This is a genomic window from Pseudomonas sp. GM21 (genome assembly GCF_000282215.1).
Lineage (GTDB): Bacteria > Pseudomonadota > Gammaproteobacteria > Pseudomonadales > Pseudomonadaceae > Aquipseudomonas.
On the sequence record NZ_AKJS01000105.1, the window covers coordinates 70,829 to 82,754 of the forward strand.

Consider the following 11,926-nt stretch of genomic DNA (forward strand, 5'->3'; position numbering starts at 1 on the left):
TAGTGGCTACTGAAGGATTTCAGTGGCAGTACGACGAGCCCCGCCAGGGTTTATTCCAGGCTCAAGGCAAGGTTTTCAGATCAAAAGGCGCTTTAGGTTATTCATGAAAGGTGTACCGATCCTTCCCCGAGTGCTTTGACGCATACAACGCCTCATCGGCCTTGATCAGCGCCTGATTCAACGTGTCGCCGTCTGCAACCCGCGCCAGGCCGACACTGATGGTCACCGGATGCCGGGTCGGGTGTTCACGCACCACCCGGCACAGTTCACCCGCCAGGTGCTCGACGTCTTCGCGACGCACCCCGGCCAGGTAAATCGCAAACTCTTCACCCCCCAGTCGTGCGTACTCAAAATCGACCATGACCGTTTTGATGTCTGCGGCAATGCGCTTGAGCACTTCGTCGCCGACGTCGTGGCCGTAGACATCGTTGACCTTCTTGAAGTTGTCGATGTCGATCATCGCCAGGTAATGGTCGTGCACGCGCGGCTTGGCATGCAATTGCTGGTGGGCGCGGGTCATGAATGACCGGCGATTGGGGATTTCGGTGAGGGTGTCGAAGTAAGCCTGATCCAGCAATAGGTTGGTCATGATGTAGTTGTTCAGCTTGGCTTCACGCAATTTGAAGAAACTGTAGAGCGTCAGCGCACAGAGGAAAGCGCTGTAATTGAGGGTCATCACACCCCTGACCTCGAACGCGCCAACGTCGGTGTGATAGAACGGGTTGAGGTTCAACCAGGTAATCAGTTGCGCGCCGAAGAACGACCAGCGACTAAGCGGCAGGATCGAAGCGCCGTATAGCGTGCTGGACGCGGCAATTAACAGCCATGCCGCACGGTTGCTTTCAGGCAAATCATCTACCAGCAGCCGCGAGCCCAACGTGATGGCGAACACGAAGAACAGATTCAAGACATCAAAGTGCCCGGCTTTGCGGGTGAACAGCAACAGAATCGTCAGGGTTGAAAACACCCCGAAGAACAACAGCAACTGCCAAGTAAAAGGCCGACCGCCCATGAAGCTGAGGATCAAGTCGAACACCACCCACATGGCAACACTGGCGACATAGATCAACAGGCAGAACGTGTGCTGGCGTTCGAACTCGTGCTGGATGAACTCGGCTTTCAAAGCAGCCGGCGCGGCTTTGCCACGGATTTCATCTTCGATGGTTTTGTACATCGCCGGCCCTGTTGTTGTGCTGGTTGTCGAGGATCAACTTGCCCCATGGCCGGTAGCGCAGGGAAAACACCGAGGTCGGATGACAACCCGCCGACGTTGCGTCTGGCGTAGACGGTTGCGCACGAAACGGCTGGCCTTCGACGCTGACCTGGCGAAAGGCTTCACGCACGATACCGACCGGGCAGGGCAGTGCGCTGGCGTAGCTCTGACGAACCAATGCCGGCAAGCGGCCCGTGCCGGCGCCGTCTTGCCACCATACTTGCAGGCCAGCAGTGGCCAAGGCGCCCAGCCACTGTCCGTTGACCTGCGGCGCCAGTTTGCCGGCACTGAATGCACTGATATGCAGCGGCGCATCGAGTTTGCCGGCGAAGTCCTTCAACTGGCGTTGCAGGGTGGTGCGTCGGTCGGCCGGAAAAAAGTGCAGGTCATCCAGTTCCAGCGGCAGGTACCAGCCGCTGACGGGCAGTTTCCAGTCCTTGCGCAGTGTCCGCTGCTGAGCCAGCGATTGGCCCAGTTGTGCTTGCCAGTAGGTGGCCAGCCCGGCGCTGTCCAGTTCATTGATGCGCTGGTAGTACGCAGGGTCCATTGCCAGTCCCAGCACCAGATTCAGGCCCTGTTCTTGGGCTTGGCGCAAACTGCTGGCGAGCCAGCCATTAGCCCCGCCGAAGTTCGAATCGCCGTACACAGTCCATTGCACAATTAATGTATGCGCTCCCTGTCTGGCGGTTTCTTGCCAGACTGTTCGCCATTGCGCTTGGCTGAGGCTGGCATCGACGTTAAGCGGTTGATAGAAAACGCGCTCATCGGCACGCCCCCCGAGGCTGACCAGCAATACGCAGAGCATCAACACTATTCGCGTCATCAGAAATTCAACTCCACGCCCACCAGCACACCGTTACCGCCCTCGTACAAGTTGCCGCCCAGCGATTGCTGGTACTCAGTACGTACACTCAGGTGCGCGCGATAAGCGTTATAGAGGTCGTCGTCGAACCACCATTGCCAGCGCAAGCCCAGGCCGGTGCGCAGGTCCTGGCGCCAGACATTGCTCGGGTCCTGGCTGGCGAATTCGAGAAAACCGTACGGCATGAGGGTTTGCGCGCCATTGAATGGCAACTTCCAGGTATGCCCCTGCTGGAAACGCGACAGCCATTGGTGGTCGCCGGCCTTGGTCCACCAGGCGGCGTCCAGGTAGAGGGAGCGTTCTTCCCAATCACTTTCATCGACACGCCAATCGTTGCGGAATCGCCCCTGATCGAGAAACGATCCGGTGGCGCGCAGCAGGTAGTCGGTGGTGCTGTGGCCGTCCTGGCGGTGATCTTCAATCTGATCGGCCAGTTTTTCAGGAACAAGCAGTTGTCCCAGGCTCAGGCTGTGATTGTCCTGGTCGTCGAACTGGCTCTGTTTGTAAATCTCGCCGTAGAAGTTGATGTTTGCTGTGCCCCACGGTTTATAGCGCAGGCCGACGCCAGTACCGATGGATTCGGCGTAACTCGTACGACCGACACCGCCGAGCAACACCCGTCCATAAACCGAAAGCGTGCTGCCGGCCCGGCTCGGTTCTTCGCCCAGCGCATGGTCCCACATGGCCAATTGCACGTTCTGCGAGGCGGGCTGGCGGCTGGTGCCGGTGCCGTTGTTGTCGGGGCGCACAAAGTCGTTGGTCGATATGCCGGCCGGCGACCAGGTGCTGGCTAAGGTGCGTGTGTCGCGGCGAGACAGGGCTTCGTGGGCGCGACGCTGGCGATAACGCCGGGCTTCCATACTGCCATCTTCATCGTCGGCGGCGACCGGGTTTTGTTCCTGGTCGATCACCCGGCGCAGTTCGTTGCGCGCCGAAGCGCTGTCTGCGGCTTCGTCATGGCGCAAGGCGAGGGTTTCGCCGAGGCGGTAGTCCTCGGGGAAATCCTGGGTGGCGGTTTGCAGGTAGGGGAGCGCTTTCGCGCGTTCTTCGCGGGTCTCGGCGCCGGCCAGTCGCATGCCGTAATCGGCCCGATAACGTGGGTTGTCTGGCTCGCGGCGCACGGCCTCGGCGAGCCACGCGGTGCTTTGCTGCGTCTCACCGGCTTTTTGCGCCGTGACGGACGCCGCGTAGAAATTCCCGGCATCAGGCGATTGCTGCATGGCTGAGTGCTGTCGCTGCAAGGCCAATCCATGATCACCCCGCGCATCGGCAATGGCTGCGCCCAACGCCCATTCATTGGCACCCCGGGCGCTGCTCTGTTGCCAGTAGCGTTCAGCGGCCTGATTGTCACCTGCGGCAAGGGCGCTGCGGCTGGCGGTTAGTTTGGCGTTGTCGCTCATTTGTGCCGCAGGAACACTGCGCCAGATCGCCAGGGCGCCAGCCGAATCACCCGCTGCTTCAAGGGCATAGGCAAACGGCAGGCGGCTGCTTTGGTCCCCGCGTTTTTCAGCCTGTTGGTAATAAACCACCGCTTCGCCGGGACGATCCGGCATGGCGCAGCGGCCGAGTGCGCGGTAGTCACCCACAGCCTGAGGATGCTCGCCGATGGCATGCTGCACCACGGCGCATTGACCGTTCTCGGCCAGTTGCGCCAGCAACTGACCGCGCGTGGCGGGATCGACGCGATTGAGCAGCGAGACGATGCGCCGTTGCTGCGCCGGGGTCGGGGTCGACATGGCATAGAAATTCGCCAGGCGTTGCAGCAGGACGGCCGGCAGTTTGCCGTTGTGGCGATCGTAAGCGTTTTCGAGCAGTTGTTGCGCATGCTCCCGTTGACCGTTGTTCAGCGCCAAATAAGTGGCCTGATTCAGCGAGTCGAAGTTACCGGTCAGCTGGTAATGGCGCTCCCACAACGCCGCCGCTTCAGTTGTTCGACCCAGTGCTTGCGTCAGATCGGCGCGGCGTTTGACCACGCCGGCGGTTTGCGGCTGGCTGGCCAGCCAGGCCAAGACTTTGTCGCTGTGGCCCTGCGCCTGCCAGACGTCCAGCAGTTGTTCCTGCCGGCGCGTGTCCCACGGCTCCGGCAGGCGTGTGCTTTGCAGCAATTCGGTGGCTTGCAGGCGTTGGGCGAGGATCAGCCAGGTCTGCGGATCGTCGTCTGGCCGACAACCGCGCAATTGGCTGAGTGCAGCGTCCGGGTCGCGGCGCGATAGCCATTCTGCCGTTTCCAGGCAGGGGCGCTGCAAATCGCCGCTCAGGCGCTGCACGATGGCGACGTCGCCCGTTTGTCGTGCCAATTCCCACAGCCGTTGACGCTGGGCCGGGTCCGCCAGGTCGCTGGCCGGCAGCGATTGCATCCAGCGCTGGGCTTGCTGGGTGTGGCCCATGGCAATCGAGCGGTCGACCATGGCCAGGCGGGTTTTGCGTGCGGCTTCAGCGCTGGGTGCCTGTTCCAGCAGTTGTCGAAGCGCTTGCTCGTCGAGGCGCTGCACGTAGGCATTGGCCAATCGTTGCCAGCCTTGGGCGTCCAGTTGATTGCGGGCCGCCAGTGGGGCCAGTTGTTCGATGGTGCCGTTCCAGTCGCGCAGTTGCTCGGACCAGTTCGCGCGCGCGCGGCGCAGGATGTCCTCGTCGCCCCGGGGCGCCAATTGCGCCAGCCAGTCGTGCGCCCTGGCCGCACCGCCGAACTTGGCCAGGCTCAGGCTGTAAGCCTGCCATAGGCGCACGCGGTGGTTCGGGGAGCTGGTGGCCATCCACTGTTCGACTTGTTCGCTGCCTGGCGGGTCTTGTTCGATCCAGGTCAGGCGCAGGTTGAGCAGGGCATCGCTGTTTTTCGGGGTATCTGGCAGGGTCTGCACCGCGTCCTTGTAGCGCCGTTGTTTGGCCAGCGATTCCACCAGCAAAGCACGGGCTTCGTCGTTATTTGGCACCTTGCTCAGCAGATGACGCATCAACCGCTCGACTTCGGCCCAGTTGCCTTTTTTCGCTTCGCGGTAACTGCGGTCCATGTAGGGAAAACTGCGGAACTCCTGAAAATCGCTCAGCGGTTCGGCCTGCGCCCACGTGTTGAGGCTCAGGCTGAACAACAAGGTACCCAGGCAAATTGTCCGAGCCTTCATGCAACCTCCCGGGCGATGCAGTAGGCGGCGTGCTGTTCGCTGGCCTGATCGGCCAAGGCTTGTTCGAGTACTTCCCGGGTGATCATGTCGCGTGAGATCAAATGTTCGCCCAAGGACATGGTTTCGGCGTCGAAGTCGATCAGGGCCTGATTGAACAAAGTCGCCGGAACCATGCCGCGCTCTTGCAGCAGATTGCCCAGCAGCACTTGATGGCGGCTGACGCGTTCGAGCAGGGCTTCATCGTCCTGATAACGCTCAAGCACGCTGAGCATCTGCCTGACCTCGTCACGTTGATGGGGGCTGGCGTACCAGTAACGAATGCCCAGGGTGACCCGGCCTTGAGGCGCGAGTCGGCAGCGCACGGGGCGTTTCAACTGGCGGCTGATGGCTCCCTGCGACACCTGACTGACCGGGCTTTCCGAGGTCAGCACTAGCGTGTCGCCGTCTTCGGCAACTGGCAGCACGCCGTAATGAGAGGCGACTTTGCGCGGCACTGCATCAATCAGGCGTTTGTCGAGTTTGAACGGGTTCAGCGGCGCCCATTCCAGGTCCAGTTGCTCGGCCAGCGTCTCGACCAGTTGTGCAGAGGTGATGCAGTCGCGCAGTAACAGTTCGCGTCCGAGGCGACGCCGCACCGGGCTGGTGATCGCGGCGTCCAGTTGCTCCTCGGTGATCAAGCCTTTTTCCATCAGACGATGACCGAGCGGCGTGCGCTGGGCTTTGGTCAGGGCCGGAAACTCATGAGTGGTTTTGTCCCAGGCCACACGGCGCGAATCGCCCATTTCCATTACCTGGCGCAGCGCCCGCAGGTTGGCGAAAAAGTTGACGTAGTTGCTCCATATCATGCGCGGCGCCGACAGCAATCCCTCACCCAGACCGTAGTAACGAGTGACAAACCAGCCACGCTGGAACAATCGATTGAGCAGCATCAACCCGTTAAGCCAGAGCAGCGCAATCAGCAGTTTGCTGTCGGAGAGGATCGATGGATAACGCCAGGTCTCCGGGAAAATCACCGTCACCAACCACATGACCAGCAGCACCACGAACAGCAAGTTGACCAGAAAACTCAACAAATACGCGATCAAGCCGCGCCGGTCGCGCCACAGGAAGTAGTTGAGCAGACCTTTAGAACTCCAGCCGAGGTTAGTGGTGCCCTGGAAGACGATACCGACAATCCAGCGCGACTTCTGGCGGATGGCGTACTGCAAATCCCGTGGAAAATGCTCGCGGACGCAGATGACCTGGGAAAACTCACGGTTCATGCCGAATGCCCAAGGCTGCTCAAGCGCCAGTTTCGGGTCGGTCACCGAGTAACGGGCGAAAATGCACTTCATGCCTTTTTGCTTGAGACGAAAACCGATGTCGTAGTCTTCGGTCAGGCTTTGCACATCGAAGGCGATGCCGTCGCCATCTTCCAGCAGGGCACTGATGGCCTTGCGGCTGAAGCAAGTGCCGACGCCGGCACTCGGCACCTGACCGGTCAGGGCTTCGCGTACAATGACGTCCTTGCCATGATTCTCCGCGAACTCGTCAACGTAGTGCCCGGCGGTGAAGCCGTGCCACTCCGGCGCGTAGGGGTAGACCGGGATCTGGATCAGGTCCTTGTTCGGCAACAGGTAGTTGAACAGGCGTAACTCCATCGGCGAAATCACGTCTTCGGCATCGTGCAGGATAAAACCGGCGAACTGGATCCTGGCCTCGCTTTCGAAGCGCAGGATCGCGTCGATGATGTTGTTCAGGCAATCGGCCTTACTGGTCGGGCCGGGGCGGGCGCACACCACTTTGTGCACATTGGGATAGTGCTGGCAGACCGCATCGACATCGGCCTGGGTGTCGGCATCGTTGGGGTAAGTGCCGACAAAAATCTGGTAGTTCTCGTAGTCGATGGTTGAGGCCGCCAGACGCGCCATTTCTCCGACCACGCCGACTTCATTCCACGCCGGAACCATGATCGCCAAGGGCTTTTCGGCGATGGCGTAGAGCCGCTCTTCGTCGGCACGCTCGAATTTTTCGTAGATCCGCCAGCGCCGGATCAACTTGCGCGTCCAGTACACCAGGTCGATGAACAAGTCATCGAGCCCGAGTACAAACATCAACAGGGCCAGAGCTATCGCGATGTATTTAAGACCAAACAGTACATAAGCAAAAAAATCGACAAGGCCAAGACTCATGTGGCTTTACCCGACGCCGAGCGTGCACGTAGCCAGGCGTCGAGGCGTGTGGCAATGCGCTCACTGGCGTGGCCGTCCCCATAGGGACTGAACACGCGGCTCATGCGCTCGAAGTGGGCATCCTCATCCAGCAACCGGCTGGCTTCCTTGACGATCCGGTCGGTATCGGTACCCACCAACAGCACCGTGCCGCCTTCAAGCACCGAGGGCCGTTCCGTGACATCTCGCATCACCAGCAAGGGTTTGCCAATTGACGGTGCTTCTTCCTGAATACCGCCGGAGTCGGTGAGGATGAAATGGGCCCGACCCATTAGCCAGACAAAATGCTGGTAGTCCTGCGGTGCTACCAGATAGATGTTGGGTTTGTCCGAGAGCATCCCATACACCGCACTTTGCACCTGCGGGTTGAGGTGTACTGGGTAGACGAATTGCACGTCGGGGTAATGCTGTGCGAGTTGGGCCAACGCCTGGCAGATATTCTGAAAGCCGTCGCCGAGGTTTTCCCGTCGGTGACCGGTAATCAGGACCATACGGCGGTGCTCATCCAGCACCGCCAGCGGTGAGTCGGCGGCAGGGTGCCAGTTGACTTCTGTTTGATGTGCACGCATCCACACCAGCGCATCGATCACCGTGTTGCCGGTGACTTCGATATTGCCCTTGGGCACGCCTTCGTGCAGCAGGTTGTCTTCAGCCTTGGTGGTGGGCGGAAAATGCAGGTCGGCTATCACGCCGGTCAGGTGTCGGTTGGCTTCTTCAGGCCAGGGCGCGCGCAGGTTGCCGGTGCGCAATCCCGCTTCGACATGGCCGATCGGCAATTGACGATTGAAGGCTGCGAGGGCGGCAATGAAGCTGGTGGTGGTATCGCCATGGACAAGCACGATATCCGGATTTACCCGTTCATAGGCCTTGTCGAGCTGAATCAGCAATTGTTCGGAAAGGCCGTTGAGAGTCTGACCCTGAGTCATCACGTGCAGATCTTCGTCGACCGACAATTCGAAGGAATCCAGCACCTGCTTGAGCATTTCACGGTGTTGGCCAGTGGAGCAGATGTTTAGTTCGACGCCGGGCCACTGACGTAGAACGCGTGCGAGCGGTGCCATCTTGATCGCTTCAGGGCGGGTGCCGAACACCATCATGACCTTGAAAGACATCAACTCCTCCCCGGTCAGCGCACGCCAGTCATATCGTGGCTGTTAAAACCGCTTATCAATTGAGTATTGAATAAAGCAGTCGGAACCGGGGTTGTCCAATGCTCATACAGGCTTCATCAACAACGAGTATGAAGGCGACGGTTTAGCAGATCGCTGGCTCTGGGGGCGGTGCGCAGGGTGCTGAGCGTTTGTCGTAACCAATGGACCGTGTGGGAGGGTTGTCGGTGCAGGAGTTTGGGTTTTGTCTTGCCAATATGGGCTGCAAAGTCGGCTTCCAGGGTTTGCCGGGTGCCTATGCCTTTGAGTTTTTTCAGCAGTTTGCCATCCTTGTAAAACAGCACGGTCGGGGTGCCGGTCACGTTCGGATGGCGGGGAGACTCGCCGGTGTTCAGCACATAAATACTCGCCCGGTCCCGATACTGTTCAGCAACTTGACGGAAAATCGGTTCGGCAATTTCGCAGGCAGGGCAGTGTGTATTGCCGAAATACAGGATCACCGGCCGCCAGGTGTTCAAGGCTTTTCGGTAGGCCGGCGCCAGTGTCGGCGGGTGGCGGGTCGAGCTCATTGAAATCTCCTTTTTACAACGACCATCGAGGTTTGCCGACGGTAAAGGAGGGGGGCGGGGTGGGTCTACTGTCAGAAGTTACAGTTCGGTCTTTTCCTACGGCGATCAGGACATGGCTTACCTCAGAGTGGGACCGGCCCGACAGCAATCACGGAAAGCTGGAAGCGAGTGAAGTGATACTTTTGTTCATCCGTCAGTGACGACAGTTTTGGACTGGAAGGGAGTACCTGAGAGCATGAGTAGCAACCCGGAATACAAGATCAATCCGCGAATTGAAGTGCAGCAAACGACATCTGGTGAGCGCCCTCTATATGCCAAAAGGATAGAGGCAGATACCCTTTGGAGTGCTAATTTTAGTACCTCTAAAAGCACTCAAAGGAACATTTTTATGACACATATCGTCCTGTCGCAGGTCGTAGCGAGCATCTCTGAATTGAAAAGGAACCCGATGGGTACTGTGGCTGCTGGCGGTGGTCTGTCTGTTGCGATACTAAATCGCAATGAACCGGCATTCTATTGCGTTCCCGCCAAAGAATACGAAGCCCTGATGAATCGTTTGGAAGATCTGGAGTTGCTTGCCCTTTGTAAAGAGCGGGAAAACGACCCGACGATAAAGGTTTCGATTGATGACCTATGAGCTGGAGTTCTCCGATAAAGCCTGGAAGGAATGGAAAAAGCTTGGAGTAAACCTCAGAGATCAGTTCAAAAAGAAACTTCGGGAGCGACTTACAAACCCACACGTCCCCGCAGACCGACTCAGTGGGCTTGGAAATGCCTACAAAATCAAGCTGCAAAGTGCCGGATATCGACTGGTTTACCGCGTCATGGATGACGCACTGGTAGTGACAGTAATTGCCGTGGGGAGGAGAGAGCGCGGTGATGTTTACAAAGCCGCTACCGCATGCTGATGCGATTTGTTGAATCCACAACAGTTTCACCTGCGTTTGTCTCGATTTGTAGATTCAACGTGGTTTTCAACCTCCCCCGTACCCCCCGCAACCTGTGGCACACTTTCAGCGGACTGTTCCGTTGTTACATTCAAGTCTCCGCTATAGCGGAATATGCATCAATCAGGAGAACCAATCATGACCATTACCCGTTACGGCACCGGTAGCACCGCTGGCGGCGGTCAGCCCCGTCCTTTCGCCCGCGCGGTTGAAGCCGATGGCTGGCTGCACGTGTCCGGGCAGGTGCCGGCGCTGGATGGCGAAATCATTGTGGGAGGCATTGTCGAGCAGACTCACCAGACCATGAAAAACCTGATCGCGATTCTCGAAGAGGCCGGTTACGGCCCGGAAGACGTGGTGCGAACCGGCGTATGGCTGGACGATCCACGGGATTTCTGGAGTTTCAACAAAGTGTTTTCCGAGTACTTCAGCCCCGAACACGCCCCGGCGCGCGCGTGTGTGCAGGCGAGCATGATGGTTGATTGCAAAGTTGAGATTGACTGCGTCGCGTACAAGAAAAAGGTTTGAACCGAGTCGAGCCCATCGCGGGCAAACCCTGCTCCTACAAGCGATGACGGCCCGGCGTATCAACGAATAACCGCGGCTGCCTGCGGCCGCGAATGTGAGGAGTTCGACCATGTCTACTGCCCAACACACTGCCGCCGTGGAAAAGGGCTTTGCCCATATCGGCGCTAACCTGGTGCGCGATGTCAGCTTGCCGGCGCTGGTGCTGCACCGCGAAGCGCTGGAGCACAACATTCGCTGGATGCAGGCCTTTGCCAGCAACAGTGGTGCCGAGCTCGCGCCCCACGGTAAAACCAGCATGACCCCGGCCCTGTTTCGCCGCCAACTGGACGCTGGGGCCTGGGGCATCACCCTGGCCAGTGCCACGCAAACCCGTGCGGCGTATGCCCATGGCGTGCGTCGGGTGCTGATGGCCAACCAATTGGTCGGCACGCCGAACATGGCGCTGATTGCCGTTCTGCTGGCAGACCCGACCTTCGACTTCCATTGCATGGTTGATCACCCGGACAACGTCGCCGACCTCGGCGCCTACTTCGCCTCGCGCGGTGTGCGCCTGAACGTGATGATCGAATACGGCGTGGTCGGCGGTCGTTGCGGTTGCCGTACCGAAGACGAAGTCATCGCACTGGCCAAAGCCATCAACGCGCAACCGGCGCTGGCCCTGACCGGCATCGAAGGCTATGAAGGCGTGATCCATGGTGATCATGCGGTCACCGGCATTCGTGATTTCGCTGCGTCGTTGGTGCGCCTGGCGGTGCAGTTGCAGGACAGCGGTGCGTTCGCGATTGCCAAACCGATCATCACCGCGTCGGGATCAGCCTGGTATGACTTGATTGCCGAGGCGTTCGAAGCGCAGAACGCGGGCGGACGTTTCCTCAGCGTGCTACGTCCCGGCAGCTATGTGGCGCACGACCATGGCATCTACAAAGAAGCGCAATGCTGCGTGCTCAACCGACGCAGCGACCTCAACGAGGGTTTGCGTCCGGCAATGGAAGTCTGGGCGCATGTACAGTCGATGCCGGAGCCGGGTTTCGCAGTGATTGCCCTGGGCAAACGCGATGTGGCCTACGACGCCGGTTTGCCAGTGCCGTTGCTGCGTTACAAGGCCGGCGTGGTGCCGGCGACGGGCGATGATGTCAGCGCCTGCAAGGTGACGGCGGTGATGGATCAGCACGCGTTCATGAATGTGGCGCCGGGGGTTGAATTGCGAGTGGGCGACATCATTTCGTTTGGCACTTCGCACCCGTGCCTGACGTTCGACAAGTGGCGCACGGGGTGTCTGGTGGATGATCAGCTGAATGTCATCGAAACCATGGAGACCTTTTTCTAAGGCTTGAAACCGAGGTGGGGCGAGGGTGTAATTAATTTTGTG

The 11,926-nt window shown here is 59.2% G+C and carries 10 protein-coding genes; 4 read left to right on the plus strand and 6 right to left on the minus strand.

The annotated features are described in order from the left end of the window. Positions 1 to 97: 97 nt before the first annotated feature. The 6 genes from PMI22_RS12285 to PMI22_RS12260 form a co-directional block, all read right to left on the minus strand. Positions 98 to 1,174: a GGDEF domain-containing protein gene (locus tag PMI22_RS12285; protein WP_007946517.1), complete on the minus strand. Its 1,077-nt coding sequence runs from the start codon at positions 1,172 to 1,174 to the stop codon at positions 98 to 100. Then, positions 1,152 to 2,036 carry a DUF4434 family protein gene (locus PMI22_RS12280; RefSeq protein ID WP_007946518.1) on the minus strand — a complete coding sequence of 295 codons (885 nt, stop codon included), beginning with the start codon at positions 2,034 to 2,036 and terminating at the stop codon, positions 1,152 to 1,154. Before PMI22_RS12280 ends, PMI22_RS12285 begins: the two co-directional genes overlap by 23 nt. Beyond that, the gene (locus PMI22_RS12275) at positions 2,036 to 5,194 is read right to left on the minus strand and encodes an NfrA family protein (RefSeq protein WP_007946519.1); all 3,159 of its coding nucleotides are present in this window, start codon (positions 5,192 to 5,194) and stop codon (positions 2,036 to 2,038) included. Before PMI22_RS12275 ends, PMI22_RS12280 begins: the two co-directional genes overlap by 1 nt. Further along, complete coding sequence (nfrB, locus tag PMI22_RS12270; protein ID WP_007946520.1) at positions 5,191 to 7,365, minus strand: cyclic di-3',5'-guanylate-activated glycosyltransferase NfrB; 2,175 nt, start codon at positions 7,363 to 7,365, stop codon at positions 5,191 to 5,193. Before nfrB ends, PMI22_RS12275 begins: the two co-directional genes overlap by 4 nt. Next, positions 7,362 to 8,516 (minus strand): non-hydrolyzing UDP-N-acetylglucosamine 2-epimerase, encoded by a 1,155-nt coding sequence (gene wecB / locus PMI22_RS12265; RefSeq protein ID WP_007946521.1) that lies wholly within the window; start codon positions 8,514 to 8,516, stop codon positions 7,362 to 7,364. The genes nfrB and wecB overlap by 4 nt, the downstream gene beginning before the upstream one ends. Before the next feature lie 116 nt (positions 8,517 to 8,632). Next, a complete protein-coding gene (locus tag PMI22_RS12260) occupies positions 8,633 to 9,082 on the minus strand; it encodes a thioredoxin family protein (RefSeq protein ID WP_007946522.1) in 450 nt (149 codons plus the stop codon). A 388-nt stretch (positions 9,083 to 9,470) separates the two neighbouring features. On the opposite strand from PMI22_RS12260, the gene PMI22_RS12255 reads away from it, so the two are divergent. From PMI22_RS12255 to PMI22_RS12240, 4 genes are all read left to right on the plus strand, one after another. Then, positions 9,471 to 9,719, plus strand: coding sequence for a type II toxin-antitoxin system Phd/YefM family antitoxin (locus tag PMI22_RS12255; RefSeq protein WP_007946524.1), 249 nt, complete (start codon positions 9,471 to 9,473; stop codon positions 9,717 to 9,719). After that, a complete protein-coding gene (locus tag PMI22_RS12250) occupies positions 9,709 to 9,990 on the plus strand; it encodes a type II toxin-antitoxin system RelE family toxin (RefSeq protein ID WP_007946525.1) in 282 nt (93 codons plus the stop codon). Before PMI22_RS12255 ends, PMI22_RS12250 begins: the two co-directional genes overlap by 11 nt. Positions 9,991 to 10,167: 177 nt before the next feature. Continuing rightward, a complete protein-coding gene (locus tag PMI22_RS12245; RefSeq protein WP_007946526.1) occupies positions 10,168 to 10,557 on the plus strand; it encodes a RidA family protein in 390 nt (129 codons plus the stop codon). Positions 10,558 to 10,666: 109 nt separating this feature from the next. Beyond that, positions 10,667 to 11,884 carry an amino acid deaminase gene (locus PMI22_RS12240; RefSeq protein WP_007946527.1) on the plus strand — a complete coding sequence of 406 codons (1,218 nt, stop codon included), beginning with the start codon at positions 10,667 to 10,669 and terminating at the stop codon, positions 11,882 to 11,884. The last annotated feature ends 42 nt before the right edge of the window (positions 11,885 to 11,926 follow it).